Raw genomic sequence first — 24,847 nt, 5'->3', positions numbered from 1 at the left:
AATATTCTAACCTTATTTTTTGTCTAAAATTCCGTTATTGTTTCATTAGTTTCTGATATAAAGTTATTTACTGTTGCAATAACGTAATTCATAGCTTCCGGTAGCTAATTTTGTTAAATAAAAATTTCATTTAATTTTCATTTAACAAAATATTATCTTTAAGCCACCGTTATAAACCATATAAAAATTATAGTAAAATAAGCTTATGGATGAAACCTTTACAAAAACGTTAAATGCATTAGCTAACGAAGCTGAAATGAACAGGAATGTACAAGAAAATCTGGACGCCGACGAAGTGATTTTTTACAATTCAATTCGTGCTGATTTGGACCTGCTGATCAGGAAACCCAAAGTGCAAACTATACACCAGATCCTGGATTATTCAAAAAGCTTACGTTAGTATTTATTGCGGATTCCCCCACTGGTTCATAGATCATAATTGTTGAAAAGGTTACCGATGCGAATCGAAAACCAAAACCCAATAAGTGATTTATGAACCTTTCTATTTTAAGATGGTTCAGTAGTTCACTGGTTCATTCGTTCATTGGTGAAAAGTTTGATAGTTTTGGAAAGTGGTTTATAAGGATGTATTTGCCATAAGCAAAGCACCAATAAACTAATGAACGAATGAACCAGTGAACCAGTGAACTAATGTTAAAAGCCGAACGCTATCGCCATTTTGTTGATTATTTTTCTAAAAACCAGCCTAACCCGGTTACTGAGCTGCACTATAATAACCCATTCCAATTATTGGTGGCAGTTATACTTTCGGCACAGTGTACTGATAAACGGATTAACCAAGTAACGCCGGCACTGTTTGAGCGTTTTCCTACTCCGCAAGATCTGGCTGCCGCAACATCCGACGAAGTTTTTGCATACATCCGGTCAGTAAGTTATCCTAATAATAAAGCCAAACATTTGGTAGGCATGGGCAAAATGCTGATGGAAGTTTTTAATGGCGAAATACCTTCGGGGATCGAAAATCTGCAAAAATTGCCAGGGGTAGGCCGTAAAACAGCCAATGTGATCGCTTCGGTTATTTTTGAAGAACCGGCCATGGCTGTTGATACGCATGTTTTTAGGGTGGCCAACCGCATTGGCTTAACTAATAATGCCCGTACCCCGTTGGCGGTTGAAAGGCAGTTGGTCCAAAATATTCCTAAAGAATATATAGGTGTTGCACATCACTGGCTTATATTGCACGGCCGGTATATTTGTTTGGCGCGCAGCCCTAAATGCGATATTTGTCCGCTTACGTGGTTTTGTCGCTATTATGAACGCAATAATACAGAAGCCGCGCTGCAAAGGCTTGAAGCTGCAAAACTTAAGAAGGCCAAAGAAGCTAAAAAGAAAAAGGCCCTTAATATTATAGATAAGGAGTTGAAGAAGCGGAGTGTGGATAAAGGTTGATTAGGTGAGTAGTTGATTAAGTGAATAGTTGGTTATCTTCGCCAATACTAACCTAATCAACTACTCATTTAATGAACCATTCACTATAAAAATAAAATACTAAAAAAATTAGTATTTTTAAAAAAAATGTAATTATATTTGTTGAAGAAATTAATACGATGGCTAACATAGATAAAAATAGCGCTGATAAATTGAAGGCATTACAGCTTACGTTAGACAAGCTGGAAAAATCATACGGTAAAGGCACCATCATGAAATTGGGCGAATCCGTAGTTGAACAAACTGAAGTTATATCAACCGGCTCATTAGGGCTTGATATTGCTTTGGGAGTTAACGGTTTGCCTAAAGGAAGGATCATTGAGATCTACGGGCCTGAATCATCAGGTAAAACAACTTTGGCTATCCATGCCATTGCCGAATCGCAAAAGAACGGTGGAATTGCAGCCTTTATTGATGCGGAGCACGCTTTCGATCGTTTTTATGCCAAGAAATTAGGCGTGGATGTTGAAAACCTGCTGATCTCCCAGCCTGATAATGGTGAACAGGCACTGGAAATTGCCGATAACCTAATCCGTTCGGGCGCTATTGATATTTTGGTTATCGACTCTGTTGCAGCGTTGGTTCCTAAAGCCGAGATAGAAGGCGAAATGGGCGATTCAAAAATGGGCCTGCATGCACGTTTAATGTCCCAGGCATTACGTAAGCTAACCGGCACTATCAGCAAAACAGGATGCTGCTGTATCTTTATTAACCAGCTGCGCGATAAGATCGGTGTTATGTTTGGCAACCCTGAAACCACTACTGGTGGTAATGCATTGAAATTTTATGCTTCGGTACGTTTGGATGTACGCCGTATTTCCCAAATTAAAGACACTGATGAGGTTTCCGGTAACCGCGTAAAGGTTAAGATCGTTAAGAATAAAGTTGCCCCTCCGTTCCGTGTAGCCGAGTTTGATATCATGTTTGGCGAAGGTATTTCAAAGGCCGGTGAGATCATTGACCTGGGTGTTGAATACAACATTATTAAAAAAGCAGGCTCATGGTTTAGCTATGGCGAAACCCGTTTAGGCCAGGGGCGTGATGCTGTTAAACAACTGATCCTTGATAACCCTGAGCTACAGGAAGAATTGGAAAATAAGATCAAAGAAACAGTAACCGGCGAAAGCATGGAAGAAGTATAATTGGGATTATACTGATCTTTAAAGTGATTTAATGAAAATATAAGAAGGCCTCCTGTAAGGGGGCTTTTTTTTTTAAAATTGCCGCGGGTTTGGCGTAGTGTAACCCGCGGCAGTACTATGTTAGCAATTGTTCCTGTTTTTCCGCAAAAAGAATATCTTTATCACCGCATAAACCGGAAAAAGCTATGGGATCATCAAAAGAGATTGTTACAAATATGTTTGCTTCAGGTGGTATTACCGTGAATGGCAATAACCCATGGGATTTACAGGTACGCAATCCTAAATTGTATGATCGTGTGCTGGCAGGAGGGTCTTTAGGTTTTGGGGAAGCCTACATGGAAGGTTGGTGGGATTGTGAAGCGCTTGACGAATTTTTTTTTCGCGTCCAGTATCACCGGGTTGATAAAATGATCCCGCGCGACTTAAATACGCTTAAATACTTTCTCAAGGCAAAATTTAGTAATCAGCAAACCAAATCAAAGGCTAAGGAGGTTGCACATAAGCATTATGATATTGGCAACGACCTTTTTGAGTTGATGCTTGATAAGCGGATGATATACTCCTGTGCCTATTGGGAAACTGCACAAACATTGGATGAGGCCCAGGAAACTAAGCTTGATCTGATTTGTCGTAAGTTAAAATTGGAACCAGGCATTAGCTTACTTGATATAGGCTGCGGATGGGGCGGCCTCCTTCAATATGCGGCCGAAAAGTATGGCGTAAGAGGAATGGGCGTAACCCTTTCAGAAGAGCAGGCCATTATTGCAAAGGAGATTAACAAAGATTTACCTGTGGAGATCAGGGTGCAGGATTATCGCGATGTACATGAAAAATTCGACAGGATAGTTTCTGTGGGGATGCTTGAACATGTTGGCTATCGTAATTATCGCATCTTTATGGAAAGGGTGAACGAAAATTTAGCAGATGACGGTATTTGCCTTCTTCATACCATAGGCGGTAATTACTCAACTAAAGTTACCGATCCCTGGATTGCAAAATACATATTTCCGAATGGTATGCTGCCATCTGCAGCACAGCTATCAACAGCATGGCAGGGCTTATTTATTTTGGAAGATTGGCATAACTTCGGCGTATATTACGACCGAACCTGTATGGAGTGGCGTAAAAAATTTGAGCAAAGCTGGCCGCAGCTTAACGTTAAATATGGTGATACATTTTACCGCATGTGGCGCTACTATCTTAGTGCCAGCGCTGCATCCTTCCGCTCAAGAAAAAACCATTTATGGCATATCGTTTTAACTAAACCAAAGCATCTGGGATTGTACAAATCAATAAGATAAGCCCCCTTCTTTTTCATTATCAAATAAATGACGTAAAAGTACGTATTCAATAAACGTGTTTTTACTTAATTGAAAATCAAGTATTTGGATTTACTTTATTGTATTTTAGGAAATTTCCCAAATACTTACAATATGTTACCATCACGTTTGAACAGGCTCCTGCATTTTTACAGGAAGCTTATCCCTGCTGTTTTAATCTCATTAATGCTGTGCAGTTGTTACACGGCCCGTGTCGAAACAAAGGCGCAGGCTGGGTCAGAGGTATCGCACCAGAATGTAAACTTCTTTTTTTGGGGGGCTATCCAAAGCCCCAAGCGAATCGTTACTCCTATATGTGATTCCCTTGGCTCCAATGGTATGGCCGAAGTTACGGTGAAGAATAATTTCGGTTATTCCTTGCTTACTGTTGTAACCTTAGGTATCTGGAGCCCTGCAAGGGTAGAGTGGAAATGCGGTAAACCTTGCGCCAAAGATGGCGTAATCAAATAAGCGGCTATGAAAGTTATTAAAACAGGAGTCAGCAGTTGGGAAAACCGGCACGAAACTTTTACCGAGCAAATTAAAGATCTGTATGAATTAGGCAACGAAGACAATCTTGATGCCCTTGAAGGTTATAATAACGCTACCAAAGGGCTTCAAAACCTGATTAAAGAAGCTATTGAGACCGGTACCCCATTACGATCATTGGGCGCTGGCTGGTCGTGGACAAAAATAGCAACGGTTAAAGATGGTGTAATGCTGGATACAAAACCCCTTAACACCAGGTTTACTATTGCCGATACAGCCGTAAACCCTGCTTACACTGGCAACAAAGACCACCTGCTTTTTGCACAAAGTGGCAACGGTATTTGGGAACTCGGCGCATTTTTGAAAAACAGGGGCTTGTCACTTAAAACTTCCGGTGCCAGCAACGGGCAAACTATAGCTGGTGCAGTGAGTACAGGAACTCATGGCTCGGCGTTTGATTTTGGTGCCACACCAGATTTTGTAGTAGGGCTCCATATTGTGGTAAGTCCTGACAGGCACATTTGGTTGGAAAGAGCCTCCGCTCCCGTTGTAGCGCAACGGTTTATGGATCTGCTGCAAACCGAGCTGATACAGGATGATGAACTTTTCAATGCCGCATTGGTAAGTTTTGGGAGCTTCGGTATTATCCACGGCGTACTAATGGAAACAGAACCCCTGTTTTTGTTAGAAACTTATGTGCAACGGTTACCTTATGATGCCGAACTACAGGGTATGATGGCAACACTTGATTTTAGCGATACCGATAAGCTGCCATGCGGTAGCGAGCGCCCGTGTCATTTTTCGGTGTTACTTAATCCGTACGATTTGGACAAAGGGGCATTTGTAACCACTATGTATAAGCGCCCATATCGTACCAACTATCAGCCCCCGGTTGATAATGCGGCAGGGATCGGTCCGGGAGATGATGCTGCCAGTTTTATAGGTACTATTACTGATGCTGTGCCCGCTTTGGTTCCGGTTGTAGTTACCAAGGTGTTAAATATCAGCATGACAACTAATACTTATCCTCATTTTGGTACGCTGGGCGAAATTTTTAGCAATACTACGTTAAGAGGAAAACTATTGAGCTCTGCCATCGGTTTCCCGGCAGAACTTTCGCCAAGGGTTGCCGATTTGATGTTGAAGATCAATAAAGATATCGGCCCTTTCAGCGGTGTATTTTCATTCAGGTTTGTTAAGCAAACCAAAGCCACATTGGGCTTTACCCGGTTTGAACATACCTGCATTATGGAGTTGGATGCACCGCTATCAGACAAAGCTTATAACTTTTATACCCAGGTTTGGCTGATGCTTGAGCATGAAAATATCCCCTTTACATTTCATTGGGGCAAAGCCAACGAAATTACACCGCAACGCATCCAAAGAATGTATGGCGATGCAGCCACCCGGTGGATCAACGCCCGGAAAACCCTGCTCAATGCCGACTGCCAGAAAGTTTTTACCAATCAAATTACGCAGCAATGGGGGCTGGCCTGAAATATGTAAATCCGGCGAAGGCAGTAATATACTGTCTGCTCTTTGTATGTTGCTTCGTGGTGAAGTTGAAAGCCCAGACCACTGGGCAGGTCATCGATGAGATAAAAGCGATAAACAATAAAGTAACCAATTGGCCTAATAGTAACGGACAGGGAATGTTGATCTCCAACAAGGCCATGAACATTTTCCTGTCAAATAAAGTGAGTTCTTATCTTTCGGGTAACGAAGATCTTTCCCTCTATAAAAACCATGTTAATATCAATGCAGCCGAAGGGACGATCAGCATCAATCACAATTTTCACCAACCCATTGATAGTGATGATTGGGTAAGGTCATTTGTAGTAGCAGGGGCGAGGGTAAATATAGCAAACGCATATTCGGCAAAAAGTGCTAACAGGTATTATGATAATCAACTGGGTTTTACCATTCAAAAAACCTGGATGGGAAAACCGCGAACTTATTACGCAGCCAATGGCTATTTCAAAAAGGAGATGGATGCTGCCCGGGCATTAATAGTAAATACGATCGCTCAAAGTATCAACAAAAAAGCTGAAGAGTTTGAGCAATCTCTTAACGCTTTAAAACAGGAGGAGGTGCCGGGACAAAATCTCAATGAGGTTAAAAGCAAACTCCGGAAAACTTTTTACGCTTCGCTTCGGGCAGATTATTTGCAACAGTTTTCTGAACAGCAATCAGAACTATTGGTAAATACAGGTAGTTATGACCTGATAACCGATAACTGGACAAGCCTGGGCGTTTACATCCCGGTTATTCCACAAAAATTTATGGTAAGCAATGATGTTAATGCACAGGTTAACCGATACTACAATTACCCGCTCGAATTATTTGTAAGTCATACCCGTTTCTGGGAAAGCCCCAAATTGGGCCGGTTCTTTTTAACCTTTGCCGGTAAAGGCTTTGTGAATAATACGGTACAAAGCGGTTCCTTATTTAGTGCTGATGTAACGGGAGCACAGGGAACAGATGGGATCAACACCGTCACCATAAATAAAGGCGACCAGTACATTGGTCAATATAAAAATTTTATAACCCCTGGTGCGACGGGTAAGCTGGTGTATATCCCCGGAACCTCGCATGTGGGGGTGAGTTTCCGCATCGAAAAAAATTGGGGGGCTTATAAGGCGCTCAACTCTATCATCGGCATCCCAATTGTTCTTATTGATAAAAAGGGAGTCCCAGCCATAAATTTTGAAGCACAACTTTTGCTTCAGGACATCAATAATTCCTTAAAGAATACCCGACTGCCTTACAATAAAACAGCAATCGGGCTAACGGTAGGGATCCCGTTTAGTAAGATTGTATACTAAACAAGCTTACTCATCTCCTCCAAAACCGCTCTTTTCAAAGCCATGATATAACCGGTATGCAAACCATCATGAAATGGCAAAAAACGGATTGCTTCTTCTATATTGCTCAAGGTAACACCATAACGGGTGGTCATCGGTTGATAGTTTGAGAAAATACCTGTCTGGTAATCTTCCTCCATTTTATCAATAGTTGAAATAAGCAGCTCTTTAACCTCAGCAATATCATCGGCATTAATAAAACTTTGCGGCTTTGTTTCGGGACGGTAGGGGGTATAGTACTTGTCATCAACCACAATAGGTACGCCTGCACGTGTATAGCAAATACCTTGTTGTCCGGAAATCATATGCGCCAGGTTCCAGATCAGGTTGTTGTTAAATCCTGCGGGGATGTAGTTAAGTTGTTCGGGGCTAAGATCTTTAACAACGTTTAACAGCATCAGGCGTGGTTTTTTGATAACCTCAAATTCTTGTTTCATTTTATATTGGATGGGTTAAGGCTTTCCAGCTGCGCTAAATTATGAAGATTGTGGTATGTTTTTCGTCAAATTATCACATCGCCGCTGCCAACGTTTTATGGCTTATATCTTTTATCATACCTTTGCCCATTCATTTACTCATCCATTTTAATGCAGGATACCTCTTTAAATAGCGCGCCGGTAAAATATAACAAGCCAATAATTTATTTTTTACTGTTGTGGGCTTTGCTAAATGCCGTACAGGCATTTACCCTGGAGATCCATGCCGATGAAGCTTACTACTGGGTTTATTCGCGTTTTTTAGACTGGGGATATTATGACCATCCGCCTATGGTGGCCGTTTTCATTAAAGCAGGTTACAGCCTCATACATAATGAATTTGGAGCGAGGCTCTTTACAGTGATGAGCACCACCACATCTTTATACCTGATGTGGCTGATGTTAAAGCGCTATAAAGTAGATGCCATTAACTTTATACTGGTAGTTTCGGGCATCTTTGTATTCCATATTTATGGTTTTACCACCACCCCTGATGCCCCTTTGCTGTTTTTCACGGTGCTGTTCCTGTATTTTTATCAGCAATATATTGAAGAGGATAGCTTAAAACTTGCCATTATATTGGGCGTGGTGATAGCCTGTCTGCTGTATAGCAAGTACCATGGCATTTTGTTGGTTGCTTTCACGCTTGTATCTAATATAAAATTGCTTAAGCGAGGGTCTTTTTACGGAATTGTAATGCTGGCACTCGCTTTATATGCACCGCATATCATTTGGCAGGCAGAGCACGGCTTCCCATCCTTAAGTTATCACTTATCCGAACGCTCAAACGAGCAATATAACTTTGAATATACTTATGTATATCCTTTAGGACAACTGCTGATGGCCGGTCCGCTGATTGGCTGGCTATTATTTTATAAGGGGTTTACTGCAAAAGTTCAGGATACTTTTACCCGGGTCCTTTTGGTTAACGCTATTGGGATCCTGGCATTCTTTTTCCTTACATCGTTTAAAGGTGAGGTTCAACTGCATTGGGCACTGATCGCTTACGTTCCGCTGGCTATGGTGGTGCTTATCCGCTTTACGCAGCCCGGGGCAAAACCTAAATGGTTTAACCGCCTGGCTGTGATCAATATTGGGATGATAGTTATCTTACGTGTAGCGCTTATAATTGCCTTTCCTCCCTTGTTAAAAGTTGATGCCATGCGCAGCTTTTTTGGTTTTAAAGATTGGGCCCATCTTATTCATGAAAAGGCCGGAGATAATTATGTGATTTTTAATGAGGGGTTCCAGAACCCTTCGAAATATAACTTCTACAACAATACTACACGCGGGTTTGATTACGATGCCCGCTACTATCGCCGTACCCAGTATGATATCTGGCCTATTGAGGATAGCATTCAGCATAAAAGGGTTTATGTGGTAAACAATACCTTTCCGGATCGCGCCATTAGTACCGATTCTATGAAAATTTACGCAGGTACCTGGTATGGTGGCTGGGTTGATGATGTCCGCACCTATCAGAAGATCGATTTTCAGGTGGAGTCTTATAAAGAAATCCTGACGCCCGGACAGAAAAAGGATTTTGATCTCACTTTCAAAAACCCATATCCTTTTCCCATCAGTTTTACTAATACCAACCAAAAACACAAGGTGTTTTTAGAGGCATGCTTTTTCAAGAGTATCAACCAGGTAGATATGCAGCAATCTGGCGATAGCTTTAACCGTATTTCATTAAAAACCGGCGAGACCGGGCATTTTAAATTTAACGTGACCGCCCCAATGCAGCCTGGTAAGTACGAACTGATTTTCTCCATCCGTACCGAACCGTTTCCGGGAGGTCGTAATAATAAGATCATCAACATTACAGTAAAATAATAAATCAGCTATGTTTAAACGCATATACCTTTTAGTTCTTTTTTCGATCATAACCGCCACTGCCGCCCTTGCACAGGGCAGCCTCGATATTCATTTTAACGGTTTAGGTTTTATGGATAACCGTGAGTATAAAGATTTTGTGGCCCGCTCGCGTACTTATTCAGGCGTACGTACCGCGCTTGACCTGGGCCTTAATGTGGATAGCTTAAACCACTTCATTGTAGGTGTTAACGGTATTCACGAGTTTGGCGCAAAACCATATTTTTTAAAAGTTAACCCCGTTGCCTATTACAGCTTCACCGGCAAAAACTGGCTGTTCAATGCCGGTGCTTTCCCGCGCGAGGGTTTGCTGGATGATTATCCACGGGCTTTATTGAACGACACTTTACGCTACTACCGCCCCAATGTTGAGGGTTTGCTTACTCGTTTTCATAATGCCCACTTTACCGAAACCGCTTGGATTGACTGGGTAAGCCGCCAAACCGTTACCGATCGTGAGCAGTTCCTGTTCGGTTTTTCGGGTAAATACCGACCATCCTTAACCGGGCCCTTTTATGTTTCGCACTATTTTTTGCTGATGCATGATGCAGGGGCTGAGGTGCTTTTACCAAACGACCACATCCAGGATAATGGCGGCGCACAAATAAGATTAGGGCTCGACTTAAGTCATAAAACCATTTTAGATTCGTTATCTATTGAAGCAGGCGGCATGATGTCGTTTGAGCGGGTTAGGGGTGTTGATGGTTTTCATAAACCCGCCGGCTTTGTAGCTAATGCTTATTTAAGCTGGAAACGTTTTGCCCTATTTGACGAATTTTACAAAGGCCAGGGCAGCCATATTATTTACGGCGACGCGTTTTTTGAAAAGAAAACTTATAACCGTTTGGATATTATTTACACGCCGTTTTTATACAAGCGTGTAAAGGGACAGTTTATATTAAGCCTGCACCAAACACCGGGATACAGCAGCAACCAGGAAGCCTTCAGGGTAACGGTTGATCTGGGCCGCCAAACCCTGGTAAGGTTTAAGGATTAGTAAAGCTATGCGTAGAGACGCAGCACATGCGTCTCTACTTTAATAAAACGACAGATCCTGCAAATTTCTGTCGCAAAAAGAGACGCATGTAATGCGTCTCTACAATAAATGTTAACCTTTATAACACACATATATCATCCATGCAATTAAAAAAACAACTATTAATTTTCGCAGTACTACTGCTCGCGGCACCTGCAAGGCTGCTTGCGCAAGACAACCAGTTTTCGGGCTGGGCGGCTATTTTTCACAGCCAAAAATTATCCGAACATTGGGGTTATTCGTTCGACGGACAATTGCGCTCGCATGATGAAGTAAGTTACCTAAAGCATATCCTGCTCCGTCCTTCGGCTAATTATTATTTTGCCAAAAACAAGGTAGGGGCCTTGGGTTATGCCTACATAGCTACCTATGGCCGAACTCCAAGTAACGAAACAACATTTCGCCCGGAGCACCGCATTTGGCAGCAGTACACATATACCCATAAGCTTACCAAACATGTGCAATTGGCACATCGTTTTAGGTTAGAGCAGCGCTTTTTAGGGAACACTGCCGATAATAAAAACGATCGGTATTTTGCTCAGCGTTTCAGGTATTTTGCCCGTGCAGTGATCCCGATGAAACCGGATTCGGATGTATTTACAGAAGGTACTTTCCTCGCCCTGCAAAACGAGGCCTTTGTAAACGTTCAAAATAAGAATAAAGTTAATAAACACTTTTTTGATCAAAACCGTGCTTACGTAGCGGTTGGCTACCGCTTTAGCAAATCATTTGACGCCGAAGCTGGTTATCTTAATCAATACATTAAACAAGCCGATGCCTATGTGGTAAACCATGTAGCACAGCTGGCTTTTTATACAAGGTTTTAATAACTAAGCGATTTCTAAGGCTCCCCTCTTGAGAGAGTAATAGCCCATGAAAAGGCAGGAATAATTTGTATATTTATGATAATGAATATCATAGAGACGATTAAGCGTTTTCCAGATCAGTCCAGTTGCATAGACTATCTTGAAGGATTAAGATGGCAAGGATTGCCAGAATGCCCGTATTGCAACAGCAAACGGAGCAGCAAGCGCCAGGAAAGCCAACGGCATATTTGCAATAGCTGTAACCGCAGCTATAGCGTTTTGGTCGGCACTGTTTTCGAGGGCACCAAACTTCCTTTGCCGCAATGGTTTTTGGCTATTTCATTAATGCTGAATGCGAAAAAGGGGTTATCTGCACGTCAGTTAAGCAGGGATCTGGGATGCAATCGTAAGACAGGCTGGTATTTGCAGATGCGGATACGGGAAGCCATGCGGGACGGCGGGGATGGCGGTTTGTTTAAGGGTATTGTTGAGGTAGATGAGACTTATTTAGGTGGTAAAAAAGCCAATCACTCAAAGAAAAAGCGGCAGGAAAGGCGCGATAATAATTTGCAGGTCACCGGCATGCAGGATAAACAGCCCGTGATTGGGTTATTGGAGCGGGATGGCCGTCTAAAGCTTCAGGTCATAGATAAGGCACATGGGAAAACGCTCAAACCCATTGTTGAACAATCAGTGAGCACAGATGCTACTATTGTAACGGACGGCTTTGGTGGATATGCCGGTTTAAATAAAATATTCCGTGAACATCAGGTATTAAACAAGGAAAAAGAAGAGTATGCCCGGGGAGAGTATCACACCAATACGATTGAGGGCTTTTGGACATTGTTAAAACGGGGGATATATGGTCAATACCATAAAGTATCGCTCAGACATTTGCAATCATACCTGAATGAGTTCACATTTAAATATAACAATAGAGGCAATAACCAGGTGTTTAACTTTTTAATTAACAAAATGGCTACTGCCTCTTGATGGGCTATTACTCTTGAGAGGGGGTGTGGAGGAATGAGCGGTAGCAGGGGGGCTGCTGTAGACTTATCAAAGCAGAAACACACCCCTTCGCCCCTCTCGAGAGGGGAATCGCGCAAACCCGTCCTTTTTTTGGATTTGTTAAACAAAAGACCTTGCCAATATCACTGGCAAGGTCTTTTGTTTAACAACGATAAATGAATCAAAAATTACTTCTTCGCCTGTGCAATCAGTTCATTATTTAAACGTACATATTCATCCGTCTTCATATCGGTAGCCATTTTTACACCTTCCTGGGCTGTTGCTATGGCTGCAGCTTTATCACCTTTTTTCAATAAGATCCGGGCTTTCCATAGTTTAGGCACAAACGGCGGAAAGTTTTTGTCTTTTTCCAGTTCGGTTGCCCAGGCTAAGGCCTTGTCCATATCTTTATTATTGTTATAGTAATAGATCAAAGCTTCATAGTATGGCTTTTTATCTGTATTCATGGCCGAGTCGATCCTGGCCATTACCTTGACATCGATATCGGTGGTCATGTGAATTGTGAAGCCACTGTGCTCCCACATCATCTGCAAATCGCAGGTGGATGCTGTAACATTGCTGAATGCGAGGGTCATGGTTTCTGTTAAAGCCTTAAGGTGTTCTGTTTTTACTTTGAAACGCAAAAAATCATCAGCTTCCTTATAGTTATAGGCGCCCCATTGCTTTGGTTGTTTGCTGAGGATGATGGTCCACTCGTTTTCGCCGGGGATGCTGAACAGCCCATACTCACCCGCCGGGATCTTGTTGCCTTCCATGCTTACCTCATCGGTAAATTTAATTACCGTGGCCGAATTGGCCCCCGTGCGCCAAACTTTTCCGTAAGGTTCCATACCTCCAAATATTTTACGGCCTCTTACATCCGGACGGGAGTAAACAAGACTGATTTTTCCGAGGCCAAAATCCTGCACAATACTTTGCGTTGAACTGGGTTGCGGCGTTAACTGCGCATAAACATTTACCGCAGTGAAGATCATCGTGGTGATGATACAGGTAAATAACTTTTTCATGATTTACGGTTTTAATGGTGGTGGAATATAAAACGCTGGGTTAGAATTGGTGTGCTACTTTTTATCTGCGGTAAATGTACCCGCGTCAACGTCCTTTAAAAAAGCGATGAGGTTTTTGAAATAATTTTGCTGATCATCATACATGCTCATGTGGCTGCCGTTGGGGCATAAATAGGTGCGGCTGTTGGGTAATAAACGGCCTTCCTTTTTCATGTCTTCGGGGTTCATTTCATCGTGTACGCCGCCTAAAACAAGGGTAGGCGTTTTTATATTCTGCAGTTTGTCCCAAAATTCCCATCCTTTGAAATTGCCGGTTACGTGAAACTCGTCAACACCCTGCATTTGTATGTATATGGTATGATTCGCTTTTTTAAAGGCACGCCATAAAGGTTCGGGCCAATTCTCTAATGGAAGCCTGCAGATCACCTGGGTATATAGCTTATTCATCAGTAAGTCGTTGTATTGAGGCGAGTCGTATTGTTTAAGCCTGTCTAATGAATCAAATACAGTGATATCACGCGGCGTGAAAAACTTCTTCTTCAACTCAGCGGCATAGGCAACATAGCCTTTAATACCGGCTGTCATGTTTGATAATACCGCCCCTTTAACGTGCGACTGGTATTTGTGCAGGTATTCCATAGCCAGCATACCGCCCCATGAATGTCCGAGTATATAAAAATTATCAAGCCCTAATCCTTTACGCACTTCTTCAACCTCTTCAACATAACGCGGAATGTTCCATAATGAGGTATCAGCAGGAGCATCCGAATTACCACAGCCAAGCTGATCATAATAATAAAACTCAATGCCCTCCTTCGGCAAAAAATCTTCAAAGCATTCCATATAGTCATGTGAAAAACCCGGACCGCCATGCAGCAGTAACACTTTTATTTTACCGTCGCCAACTTTTTTCGTCCATACGTTATATTTACCGGCAACTTTAATGAGCTTATTCCCGCCGGTTTTTATTGCGTAAGGAATGTTTGATGATTCAGTTGCGGTATCTGCCGCTGGTTTTGACGGATTGTTGCATGCGCAAAAGCAGGCAGCAATCAGGATGAAGAATAGCTTTTTCATGTTAGCGATAGGAATGGTGGAGGTGATTATTAGATAAAGATAATAAGAAGCTAACTAAATTAGCTTCATTGGATATACAAAAAAAAGCGTCATTGCTTTGTTAAAGGCAATGACGCTTTTTTTTGAGTATTTAGTGTATCACACCAAATACTCAAACAGAGTTTGATCTTTATTAAGTTCAATAACATTGAAACGGTGCGCATGCATCCGCTGTAACAAGGCCGGATAATCCTCTGCATTTTTTAGTTCGATACCAACCAGTGCAGGGCCGTTTTCTTTTTCATTCTTTTTGATGAACTCGAAACGGGTAATATCATCACCGGGACCTAATACACTGTTCACAAATAGTTTCAATGCCCCCGGACGCTGCGGGAAACGAACAATGAAGTAATGTTTCAGGCCTTCGTACAGTAATGATTTTTCTTTAATCTCCTGCATACGGGCAATATCGTTATTACCACCGCTGATGATACAAACTACCTTTTTGCCTTTGATCTGCTCTTTACAGGCATCAAGTGCGGCTACTGATAACGCTCCTGCGGGTTCAACCACAATAGCATCTTCGTTGTAAAGTTTCAGTATAGTGGTACAAATTTTACCTTCAGGTACCAGCAGCATATCGTCCAGGATATCTTTGCAGATATCATAAGTTAATGCGCCAACGCGTTTAACAGCAGCGCCATCAACAAAGCGGTCTATTTCATCTAATGTAATGGGTTTACCATGGTTTATGGCGCCTAGCATTGATGGGGCACCTTCAGGCTCAACGCCTATCAGATGGATGTTTGGAACATTGTTTTTAAGATAAGTACCTGTTCCCGATGCAAAGCCACCACCGCCGATAGGCATAATCGCTACTTCAATATCCGGAAGGTCCTGCAGTATTTCAACACCTACGGTTCCCTGGCCCTCAATAACGCGGTAGTCATCGAACGGAGGGATGAAGGTCATCTGATTTTTTTCGGTGTAGGCAAGGGCTTCTGCCAGGCAATCATCAAAAGTATCGCCGGTAAGAACAATCTCTATATTGCCGTTCCCAAACATGGCGGTTTGTTTAACTTTTTGTTTGGGGGTAATTTCGGGCATAAAAATTACGCCTTTAATATTCTTTTTATTGCACGAAAAGGCTACGCCCTGGGCATGGTTACCCGCGCTGGCGCAAACTACTCCACGGCTCAACTCATCGTCATTTAACTGACTGATCATGTTGTATGCACCGCGCAACTTATATGAGCGAACAACCTGCAGGTCTTCGCGTTTTAAATAAACCTCACACTCGTATTTTGCCGAGAGACCGGCGTTATATTGCAGCGGGGTACGTTTCACAACGTCTTTTATCCGCTGGTATGCCGCTTCGAAATTAAGCTGGCTTTTTGTATCAGTTTCCATTGTTAATTTTTTACCAGTCGGTGCGCCATAAGGCTTTGCAAATCCTGGTCATTTATGTCAAGCTTGCTATCGGCAAGCGTTAAAAAGTTATTGTAAACAAAAGCAAGTTCTTCCTTATCCAGCGTATATCCTAAACGCTCCAGATGGAATTTCAGAGCATGCCTGCCGCTGCGCGCGGTTAGCACTATTGTGGCGCTCGGAAAGCCTACATCTTCAGGGCGAATGATTTCATAGTTTTCGCGCATTTTCAGGAAGCCGTCCTGGTGAATACCCGAGCTGTGCGCAAAGGCATTTGCACCTACAATAGCTTTATTAGGCTGTACCGGCATCCGCATTTGTGTGCGGATCATCTGGCTCAATTCATAGAACCGTTTAGAGTCGATATTGGTATGCAGGCCCAGGGTGTGATGCGTTTTGAGGATCATCACCACTTCTTCGATAGAAGTATTACCGGCACGTTCGCCGATACCGTTGATGGTACCCTCAATTTGGCGCGCGCCATTTTGCAAACCAGCTATTGAGTTGGCTGTAGCCAAACCAAGGTCGTTATGGCAATGTACAGAGATGATAGCTTTATCAATGTTTTTAACGTTCTCTTTCAAAAACTTGATTTTGCTGCCGTATTGATCTGGCAGGCAGTAACCATTTGTATCTGGAATATTTACTACTGTAGCACCGGCGGCGATAACAGCTTCAACCATTTGGGCCAGGTAAACCACATCGGCCCTGCCGGCATCTTCGGCGTAAAACTCAATGTCCTCGACAGATTTTTTGGCATATTTAACGGCTTCAACAGCGCGCTCCAAAATCTCTTCGCGGGTGCTGTTGAATTTATGTTTGATATGCATGTCAGACGAACCGATACCTGTATGGATCCGTGGACGTTTGGCATATTGCAGAGATGCTACTGCAGCGTCAATATCACCTTTGTTGGCACGGGTAAGCGCACAAACGGTAGGTTCTTTAACAGCTTTTGAAATTTCAACAACGCTTTGGAAGTCGCCCGGGCTTGAAACCGGGAAACCTGCTTCAATAATATCCACGCCCAGTAGTTCCAGTTCCTTAGCTATCTCAATCTTCTCGGGGGTTGTTAACTGGCAACCCGGTACCTGCTCGCCATCGCGGAGCGTGGTATCAAAAACATAAACGCGGTTGGGATCGTGTAACATATCTTTTTTAGATTTGAGATGTTAGATATGAGATTTGAGACTCATGCCTAATCATCTATATTGTTATTTTTGTTTCTTTTATTTTTTGTTAGAGGTATAATTTGAGGTATAAAGAAATCTCATATCTCACGTCTCATATCTCTTTGAAGAAGCGAGTATTCAAGTTAGAGAAAAAAATCTCATATCTCAAATCTCACGTCTCATATCTATTTTTTAATGGCAAGAAATCTTAACCTTTTATAATCGGCGTACCATTGGCCGTTTTCATTGTAAAAAGGTTCAAGCTTTTTGGTGATCTCGGCCAGAATCTGCTCTTTCTCATCATCTGGAATGCCTTCTAAAAACTGTGCGCCAAACATGGTAATCCATTTGGCTACGCCCTGATCGCCATCCTGCAGCGGGGTTTTACGATCATAATGAATCATGTAGGTAACCCTGAAACCATGCTCTTCCAGTTTGGTAGCATATTCGCCAACCGAAGGGAAATACCATACTTTGGTATCAGCTTTTTCATTGTAACCATGATTATGCAGTACCAGTTTGGTAGCCTCAATCAAACGTTCAACATTGCCCTGGCCGCCCATTTCGGCAACAAACCGGCCGCCCTGTTTAAGGCTTTTGGCTACGCTGTGGATAGCACCATTGGCATCAAGCACCCAATGCAGCGCAGCGTTCGAGAATACAGCATCGTACTTTTCTTCGGCGTGAAAATCAGCCGCGTTCTCCACCGAAAAGTCAACATCAGGATAAAGCTGTTTAGCCTGGGCTATCATTTCGGGCGAATAATCGGTGCCTTTTACGATGGCACCTTTATCCTGTATTAGTTTAGTTAAATGGCCTGTGCCGCAACCCAGGTCAAGGATGCGCTCACCAGGTTTCACATCCAAAAACTCAAGCACGTCTTCTCCGTATTTAAATACGAAGGCATGCTTTTGGTCGTATAAATCGGCGTTCCATTTCATGTTATTCCTTTTTTGTGATTTCACTGATTAAGGTGATTTCACAGATTTTGTTTTTTTGCCGGGATTACAAGGGGAATGGTGATTCTATCAATACATTGCCTAATCTCCAAGCTCCGGTCTCTAATCTCTACCTACAAATATTCCAGCACTTTTTGGCCCATTGCCGTAGTGCCTAAAATTTTCACTTTATCAGTATTGGCATCAGCGATATCCCCTGTGCGGTAACCGTCTTTCAGGGTTTTATCAATTGCGTCTGTTATCTTTTTAGCTTCATCTTTTAAGCCGAAACTAATTTCAAGCATTAAAGCTACTGATAATATTGATGCCAGCGGGTTTGCTTTATCCTGACCGGCAATATCATGTGCCGAACCATGGATAGGCTCAAAAAATCCTGTGCCATCACCTACTGAAGCCGAAGCCAGCATACCCATCGAACCTGCAATTTGCGATGCTTCGTCGGTAAGGATATCGCCAAAAAGATTAGCGGTTAGTACCACATCAAACTTTTTAGGGTTTTTAACCAGCTGCATGGCTGCGTTATCAATAAACATGTGCTCTGTTTCAACATCAGGATATTGTTTTGCAATTTCCTGTACAACCTCGCGCCACAGGCGTGAAGCCTCCAGTACATTTGCTTTATCAACAGAGCATAACCTTTTACCACGTACTCGGGCTGCCTCATATGCTTTAATAGCAATGCGCTCAACTTCGTAACGTGAGTAAATCATCAGGTCAGATGCTGTATTACGATCTTCGCTGCGTTTTTTCTCACCGAAGTAAACGTCGCCGGTTAGCTCGCGGAAGAAAAGGATATCGGTACCTTTCAGGATCTCAGGCTTAAGGCTTGATGCATCCAAAAGCTCATCAAACAGCATAATAGGACGCAGGTTGGCGTATAATCCAAGCTCTTTACGGATCTTTAATAATCCCTGCTCCGGACGCACTTTGGCCGACGGATCATTATCATATTTGATGTGACCGATAGCACCAAACAGGATAGCATCGCTTGCTTTAGCTTTAGCCAGTGTTTCATCAGGCAGTGGATTACCGGTTGCCTCGATACCCGCATGACCCATCAAGGCTTCGTCGAACGTAAATTCGTGGCCAAAATCCCGACCGATTTTTTCTAAAACTGCTTTACCCCAGGTGGTAACCTCCGGGCCTATCCCGTCGCCGGGTATTACTAATATGTGTTTTTTAATTCCCATAACCCTAATTTCTGCCTGAGGCAGCGGTTTTTTGTTTTTATAGATGTTTTATTTATTCGGGTTTTACACCGCGTACTTCTTTTAGTTTCATAACCATTTGCTCGGCCTCGTTCTCTACCCAGCTGGTATACTCGTTAATGGCCTGCAAGCGCGATTCATCATCAATATAGCCTTCCTCAACCATTTGCTTTGATTGGGCTACTTTTGCCCAGATGCCTGCTTTGCTTTCAAAGTTATACTCGCCTTTTTGATAAACCTCATCAGCGTTAAATACTTCAATATCGGTAAAGTCTGCTTCCTGCAAATATTCCGGCAAATCTTCGGCAATATGGTTATTCATGCCGGCATCGCCCCGCCACCTTAAAAAGGTAGCATAAAAGCGTTGCATGCTTGCCGGTGGTTGCGGTTGCCATTGTAAAGCCTCGTGGTTATAATCCAAAATGGATACCGTACCACCAGGTTTTAACAACGAATACATTTTTTTCAAAGCCTCAACTGGATTGCTCAACCATTGTAAAACGCGGGCCGATACAATAAGATCGTACTGTTCTTCCGGCTCAAAGCTGAACAGATCGGTATAGATGAGCTCCATGTTTTGAACCGAAGCGTAAGTTTCCTTGCCGCTCTGGATAAAATATTCGGTATTATCGATGCCTGTAACATGACCGCTTTCGCCAATCAAAGCTGCAATATCTTTAGAGATAGCGCCGGTACCACAACCAACATCCAGCACCTTCAGGCCCGGCCTGAGCAGGGGGGCAAGGGTTGCATAATCGTTCGCTAAACTCCGTTCGTCGAATAATTTGGCGGTACCTTTACCTTCTCGCTGAATATGTTTTTGTTGGTTCATTAGTTCATTTGTTTGTCCATAGCCGATGGTCCATAGTCCATAGCCCACTTAGTTTTAATCTATGGTCCATGGACTATAAACTATGGTCTATCTTGCTAACTCAAACTCCTCAATTTTGCCTTTTTGGCTTAAAATGTAGTCGATATCATCGTAGCCGTTTATCAGGCAGGCTTTTTTGTAAGGATTGATCTCGAAGCTTTCTTTTTCGCCGGTTGATGAGATGGTGATAGTCTGGCTTTCCAGGTCGATCTCTACTTCAGCTTTGTGATCGGCATAAACGGCATCGAAGATTTTTTTCAGAAAATCATCGCTTACCTGTACAGGTAACAAGCCATTATTAAGGGCGTTGCCTTTAAAAATATCGGCAAAAAAGCTGCTCACTACGGCGTCGAAACCATAGTCAGATATAGCCCAGGCAGCATGCTCACGGCTACTGCCGCAGCCAAAGTTTTTACCGGCTACCAATACCTTACCGCTAAAAGTTGGGTGATTAAGTACGAAATCCGCTTTAGGGTTATCGTTCTCATCAAAACGCCAATCGCGGAATAAGTTATTGCCAAAACCATCGCGGGTAGTGGCTTTCAAAAACCTCGCAGGGATGATTTGATCCGTATCGATGTTTTCGATAGGCAAAGGCACCACGCTGGTTTGAATGTGTTTAAATATTTTAGTTGCCATAATTGTCTGAACTCGAATTTTTTGAATTAAGGGAATTTTTCGAATCGAAAAAAATCATTAATTCAGATTTGGGATATATTTTTTATTCAATAATCTTTTAAACTCCATGCTTAAGCTTCCGAAGTTTATGAGTAAACCTGTTTGGATGTTATAAGCTTCGAGGTAATTTATGGCCTGAGCTAAATGAACGTTTTCTAACTGTGCAATAGCCTTCAGTTCAACCATTATTTCGCCTTCGACAAAGAAATCCACTCTCCTTGTTCCGATTTGTTCGTTACGATAAAAGATAGGCATCTCCATTTCCCGGACGAATCTCAGACCTTCCAAACCCATTTCTATTTCTAAGGCTCGTTGATAAATTACTTCCTGGAAACCGTTCCCTAAAGTAGAATGCACACGCATGGCACAGCCAATTATTTTGCTCGTACAATCTTTAAACTCTTCAGGTGTCCGTTTTTTATTAATCTCCATTCTGTTAATTCATTCAATTCCTATAAAATTCGAGTTCAGACCAATTCCTCTTCCTTCAGAAATTCCCTTATATCCGTAACCACACCTGTTATAGCACTTGCTGCCGCGGTAAGCGGGCTTGCAAGGAATGTACGGCTGTTTGGCCCTTGTCTTCCTTCAAAGTTGCGGTTTGAGGTTGAGACGCAATATTTACCTGCCGGGATTTTATCCTCGTTCATACCAAGGCATGCGCTGCAGCCTGGTTCGCGAAGCGGGAAGCCTGCGGCATCAAATATTTTGTCCAGTCCTTCGGCAATAGCCTGCTGCTGTACTTGTTTTGAGCCGGGAACTACCCATACAGTAACATTATCGGCTTTATGTTTGCCTTTTACAAACTCGGCAACCTGGCGTAGGTCTTCAATGCGCGAGTTGGTGCAGCTGCCGATGAAGACGTAATCAATTGGTTTGCCCAATAGCGTTTCATCATCGTGCAGACCCATGTAATCAAGGGCTTTTTTATATGATCCCTGCTCTTTGGCTTCAAATGAAGCAGTTTCAGGAACATGTTGTGTAACACCGATGCCCATACCCGGATTTGTTCCGTAAGTGATCATCGGCTCAATATCTTCAGCTTTAAAGGATAATACCTCATCAAAAGATGCATCAGCATCAGAGTATAAAGTTTTCCAGTAGGCAACTGCTTTGTCCCATTCTTCACCTTTAGGAGCAAATTCACGGCCTTTTACGTAGTTGATGGTGGTTTCGTCGGGAGCAATCAGTCCGCAACGTGCACCCATCTCAATACTCATGTTGCAGATGGTCATGCGGCCTTCCATGCTCAACGAGCGGATGGTATCACCTGCATATTCAACAGCATAACCGGTACCGCCGGCAGCCGAGATCTGCGCAATGATGTAAAGGATAATATCTTTGGCGCCAACGCCTTTTTGTAGTTTTCCGTTCACTTCAATTTTCATGCGTTTTGGGCGCGACTGAAGTAAACATTGGGTAGCCAACACCTGCTCAACCTGCGAAGTGCCTATACCAAAGGCAATAGCACCAAAAGCGCCGTGAGTTGAAGTGTGACTGTCGCCGCAAACATAAGTACCACCCGGACGGGTGATGCCCAGCTCGGGGCCTATAACGTGAACGATACCCTGGTACGGGTGGCCTAAGCCATATAGCTCAACACCAAACTCTTTACAGTTTTTGGTGAGCATATCTACCTGGTAGCGTGAAAGTTCTTCTTTAATGGGTAAGTGCTGATCAATGGTTGGAACGTTGTGATCGGCTGTGGCCACAGTTTGTTTTGGCCTGAAAACGGGCAAGCCTCTTTGACGCAAGCCATCAAATGCCTGCGGACTGGTTACCTCGTGAATGAAATGTGTATCGATATACAAAATATCCGGGAACCCCTCGCTGCTGCTGACGACGTGCGCATCCCAGATCTTATCAAATAATGTTTGTCCCATTTTTATTATTTTTCTTTAGTAACGTCATTGCGAGGAACGAAGCAATCCCCGATTGGCAGATCCGATCTGTAAAGTTTGGGATTATTAATAATTATAATTTGTTTTTTATAGGTATTAATGAGCTCCCTACGGTCGGTTGTCTTCGTGCCTCGCAATGACGTGTTGGTGAGTTTGTTTTAAGGCCTTTCGCCTTTTACCTTTCGGCTTTCACCTAATTTATTACGCTTCTACAACCTGGTTTTCAGGGCGTAAGCTGCGTACGGTTTTGCCTGCTTGCCATAATTCGCTTTCGCGTAATTCTTTCAGTTCGGCATCCAGTTTTTCGCGGTAATCTGGCTGGCTGTTTGAATCGATAGAACGTTGTGACTCTTTGCCTGTAGCAACGCTTTCGTAAAGCTCTTCAAATACTGGTTTAGTAGCGTCACGGAATTTTTTCCACCAGTCAAGCGCACCACGTTGAGCAGTAGTTGAACAGTTGGCGTACATCCAGTCCATACCGTTTTCAGCAACAAGCGGCATTAATGATTGGGTAAGCTCTTCAACAGTTTCGTTAAATGCTTCAGATGGAGAGTGACCATGGCTACGCAATACATCGTACTGAGCAGCAAAGATACCCTGAACGCAACCCATCAAAGTACCACGCTCGCCGGTTAAATCGCTATATACTTCTTTTTTGAAGTTGGTTTCGAATAAGTAACCGCTACCTACAGCGATACCTAAAGCGATAACACGATCAAAAGCTTTACCGGTAGCATCCTGGAAGATGGCATAGCTTGAGTTTAAGCCACGGCCTTGCAGGAACATACGGCGTAATGAAGTACCTGAACCTTTAGGAGCAACCAGGAACACGTCAACATCAGCAGGAGGTACGATGCCAGTTTGCTCGTTGAAAGTGATACCAAAGCCATGAGAGAAATATAAAGCTTTGCCTGGGGTTAAGTGTTTTTTAACAGTTGGCCATAACGCAATCTGGGCTGCATCGCTCAATAAGTAGCAAATCACAGTTCCCCTTTGCAAGGCTTCTTCAATTTCAAAAAGTGTTTCGCCGGGTACAAAACCATCGCTGATAGCTTTATCCCAAGTTTTAGTGCCTTTACGCTGACCAACAATTACGTTGATACCATTGTCTTTTTGGTTCAGGGCCTGGCCCGGACCTTGTACACCGTAGCCAATTACCGCTACTACTTCATCTTTTAATACTTCCTGAGCTTTTGATAAAGGGAACTCTTCGCGGGTTACTACGTTTTCTTCAGTGCCGCCGAAATTTAGTTTTGCCATTGTTTTTTGATTTTTGTGATTTCACCGAACAGTGGTGATCTCACCGATTTTATTTGTATTGAGTAATTTAAGTTTTTGTTCTTTTTATTAATCCCGTCATTGCGAGGTACAAAGTAATCCCCCGTATAGTTTGGGATTGCTTTGTACCTCGCAATGACGTTTTTTTTTTAGCTTTCGGCTTTCGGCCTTAAGCTTTGTGCTCTACATCGTAAACACCTTCTCGCCCTGGTTAAGGTATTCATTTTCGATTACCTCTTCACCTGGTTCAAGCCTTTCAAATTCGCGCAGTTTGCTGTTAAAGCCTTCACTGTCTTTAATGATAGCAACACGGGCGCTGCGTACAAACTCAATCAGGCCGTAAGGTTGTAGTATGTTGATCAGGTTATCGGTTTCCTCGCGGTGACCGGTGGTTTCAAACACGGTGTAGTCCTTACGGATCACTACCGCGCGAGCACCGTTTTCGCGTAGTAAACGCTCAACGCTAACCTTTTCGGCAATTACATCGGTTGATACCTTATATAACGCTAATTCCTGCCAAATCACATCTTCGTTGGTGTGATAATATGCTTTTAACACCTCAACCTGTTTTTCTATCTGGCGGGTAAGCTTACGTACTACCTCTTCATATTCGTTAATTACAATATTGAAACGGTGAATACTTTCAATCTCCGACGGAGAAGTATTCAGGCTGTCGATATTGATTTTACGGCGTGTAAATATAATAGCTATCCTGCTTAATAAACCAATTTGGTTTTCGGTATATATGGTGATGTTAAATTCCTGTTTTTTTTCTGCTTCGCTCATGATTCTGTTTTTTTA

General features: G+C 42.8%; 24 protein-coding genes. 11 read left to right on the top strand and 13 right to left on the bottom strand.

All coding sequences use genetic code 11. The features are described from left to right. Positions 1-205: 205 nt before the first annotated feature. The 7 genes from J3L18_RS19745 to J3L18_RS19715 all read left to right on the top strand — a co-directional run bounded on the left by J3L18_RS19745 (position 206) and on the right by J3L18_RS19715 (position 7,224). Positions 206-400, top strand: coding sequence for a hypothetical protein (locus tag J3L18_RS19745; protein WP_091174692.1), 195 nt, complete (start codon positions 206-208; stop codon positions 398-400). A 251-nt stretch (positions 401-651) separates the two neighbouring features. Continuing rightward, a complete protein-coding gene (gene nth, locus J3L18_RS19740) occupies positions 652-1,410 on the top strand; it encodes an endonuclease III (RefSeq protein WP_129568630.1) in 759 nt (252 codons plus the stop codon). Between the two features lie 158 nt (positions 1,411-1,568). Beyond that, the gene (gene recA / locus J3L18_RS19735) at positions 1,569-2,591 is read left to right on the top strand and encodes a recombinase RecA (protein WP_090534412.1); all 1,023 of its coding nucleotides are present in this window, start codon (positions 1,569-1,571) and stop codon (positions 2,589-2,591) included. A 185-nt stretch (positions 2,592-2,776) separates the two neighbouring features. After that, complete coding sequence (gene cfa, locus J3L18_RS19730; RefSeq protein ID WP_129568629.1) at positions 2,777-3,892, top strand: cyclopropane fatty acyl phospholipid synthase; 1,116 nt, start codon at positions 2,777-2,779, stop codon at positions 3,890-3,892. A gap of 132 nt (positions 3,893-4,024) precedes the next feature. Then, a complete protein-coding gene (locus tag J3L18_RS19725) occupies positions 4,025-4,381 on the top strand; it encodes a Bor/Iss family lipoprotein (RefSeq protein WP_112651392.1) in 357 nt (118 codons plus the stop codon). 6 nt (positions 4,382-4,387) lie between these two features. Next, positions 4,388-5,896, top strand: coding sequence for an FAD-binding protein (locus J3L18_RS19720; protein WP_129568628.1), 1,509 nt, complete (start codon positions 4,388-4,390; stop codon positions 5,894-5,896). A gap of 56 nt (positions 5,897-5,952) precedes the next feature. Then, positions 5,953-7,224 (top strand): hypothetical protein, encoded by a 1,272-nt coding sequence (locus tag J3L18_RS19715; protein WP_129568627.1) that lies wholly within the window; start codon positions 5,953-5,955, stop codon positions 7,222-7,224. Here J3L18_RS19715 and J3L18_RS19710 read toward each other — a convergent pair. Beyond that, on the bottom strand, positions 7,221-7,700 hold the full coding sequence (locus J3L18_RS19710) for a DinB family protein (protein ID WP_129568626.1): 480 nt from the start codon (positions 7,698-7,700) through the stop codon (positions 7,221-7,223). The two genes, J3L18_RS19715 and J3L18_RS19710, sit on opposite strands and share 4 nt — an antisense overlap. Before the next feature lie 150 nt (positions 7,701-7,850). Here J3L18_RS19710 and J3L18_RS19705 point away from each other — a divergent pair, with 150 nt between their 5' ends. The 4 genes from J3L18_RS19705 to J3L18_RS19690 all read left to right on the top strand — a co-directional run bounded on the left by J3L18_RS19705 (position 7,851) and on the right by J3L18_RS19690 (position 12,449). Further along, positions 7,851-9,575, top strand: coding sequence for an ArnT family glycosyltransferase (locus J3L18_RS19705; protein ID WP_129568625.1), 1,725 nt, complete (start codon positions 7,851-7,853; stop codon positions 9,573-9,575). Positions 9,576-9,585: 10 nt separating this feature from the next. Beyond that, positions 9,586-10,611: a lipid A deacylase gene (locus tag J3L18_RS19700; protein WP_129568624.1), complete on the top strand. Its 1,026-nt coding sequence runs from the start codon at positions 9,586-9,588 to the stop codon at positions 10,609-10,611. 140 nt (positions 10,612-10,751) lie between these two features. Continuing rightward, complete coding sequence (locus J3L18_RS19695; RefSeq protein WP_091174713.1) at positions 10,752-11,477, top strand: DUF2490 domain-containing protein; 726 nt, start codon at positions 10,752-10,754, stop codon at positions 11,475-11,477. An 81-nt stretch (positions 11,478-11,558) separates the two neighbouring features. After that, a complete protein-coding gene (locus J3L18_RS19690; RefSeq protein ID WP_189549506.1) occupies positions 11,559-12,449 on the top strand; it encodes an IS1595 family transposase in 891 nt (296 codons plus the stop codon). A 206-nt stretch (positions 12,450-12,655) separates the two neighbouring features. Here J3L18_RS19690 and J3L18_RS19685 read toward each other — a convergent pair whose 3' ends face one another. From J3L18_RS19685 to ilvN, 12 genes are all read right to left on the bottom strand, one after another. Then, positions 12,656-13,495, bottom strand: coding sequence for a DUF2911 domain-containing protein (locus J3L18_RS19685; RefSeq protein WP_129569941.1), 840 nt, complete (start codon positions 13,493-13,495; stop codon positions 12,656-12,658). 54 nt (positions 13,496-13,549) lie between these two features. After that, positions 13,550-14,572: a proline iminopeptidase-family hydrolase gene (locus J3L18_RS19680; RefSeq protein ID WP_129569942.1), complete on the bottom strand. Its 1,023-nt coding sequence runs from the start codon at positions 14,570-14,572 to the stop codon at positions 13,550-13,552. Between the two features lie 138 nt (positions 14,573-14,710). After that, positions 14,711-15,961 (bottom strand): threonine ammonia-lyase IlvA, encoded by a 1,251-nt coding sequence (gene ilvA / locus J3L18_RS19675; RefSeq protein WP_112656072.1) that lies wholly within the window; start codon positions 15,959-15,961, stop codon positions 14,711-14,713. A 2-nt stretch (positions 15,962-15,963) separates the two neighbouring features. Beyond that, positions 15,964-17,130 carry a 2-isopropylmalate synthase gene (locus J3L18_RS19670; RefSeq protein WP_091174080.1) on the bottom strand — a complete coding sequence of 389 codons (1,167 nt, stop codon included), beginning with the start codon at positions 17,128-17,130 and terminating at the stop codon, positions 15,964-15,966. 206 nt (positions 17,131-17,336) lie between these two features. Further along, positions 17,337-18,092: a class I SAM-dependent methyltransferase gene (locus J3L18_RS19665; RefSeq protein WP_129569943.1), complete on the bottom strand. Its 756-nt coding sequence runs from the start codon at positions 18,090-18,092 to the stop codon at positions 17,337-17,339. 131 nt (positions 18,093-18,223) lie between these two features. Beyond that, a complete protein-coding gene (gene leuB / locus J3L18_RS19660) occupies positions 18,224-19,294 on the bottom strand; it encodes a 3-isopropylmalate dehydrogenase (RefSeq protein ID WP_129570011.1) in 1,071 nt (356 codons plus the stop codon). 58 nt (positions 19,295-19,352) lie between these two features. After that, entirely contained in the window at positions 19,353-20,150 is a 798-nt protein-coding gene (locus tag J3L18_RS19655; RefSeq protein ID WP_129569944.1) for a methyltransferase domain-containing protein, read from the bottom strand. Between the two features lie 87 nt (positions 20,151-20,237). Continuing rightward, entirely contained in the window at positions 20,238-20,828 is a 591-nt protein-coding gene (gene leuD, locus J3L18_RS19650; protein WP_090530089.1) for a 3-isopropylmalate dehydratase small subunit, read from the bottom strand. Between the two features lie 57 nt (positions 20,829-20,885). Continuing rightward, positions 20,886-21,299 carry a GxxExxY protein gene (locus J3L18_RS19645; protein ID WP_091174072.1) on the bottom strand — a complete coding sequence of 138 codons (414 nt, stop codon included), beginning with the start codon at positions 21,297-21,299 and terminating at the stop codon, positions 20,886-20,888. Positions 21,300-21,334: 35 nt separating this feature from the next. Beyond that, entirely contained in the window at positions 21,335-22,750 is a 1,416-nt protein-coding gene (gene leuC / locus J3L18_RS19640; RefSeq protein ID WP_091174069.1) for a 3-isopropylmalate dehydratase large subunit, read from the bottom strand. Positions 22,751-22,969: 219 nt separating this feature from the next. Further along, positions 22,970-24,028, bottom strand: coding sequence for a ketol-acid reductoisomerase (ilvC, locus tag J3L18_RS19635; RefSeq protein ID WP_090531289.1), 1,059 nt, complete (start codon positions 24,026-24,028; stop codon positions 22,970-22,972). 201 nt (positions 24,029-24,229) lie between these two features. Next, positions 24,230-24,832 carry an acetolactate synthase small subunit gene (gene ilvN, locus J3L18_RS19630; RefSeq protein WP_090530083.1) on the bottom strand — a complete coding sequence of 201 codons (603 nt, stop codon included), beginning with the start codon at positions 24,830-24,832 and terminating at the stop codon, positions 24,230-24,232. Between the last annotated feature and the right edge of the window lie 15 nt (positions 24,833-24,847).

Source organism: Mucilaginibacter gossypii (assembly GCF_017569325.2).
GTDB classification, from domain to species: Bacteria; Bacteroidota; Bacteroidia; order Sphingobacteriales; family Sphingobacteriaceae; genus Mucilaginibacter; species Mucilaginibacter gossypii.
The sequence above is the reverse complement of the archived record's forward strand: the minus strand, read 5'-3'. Positions and strand labels throughout refer to the sequence as shown.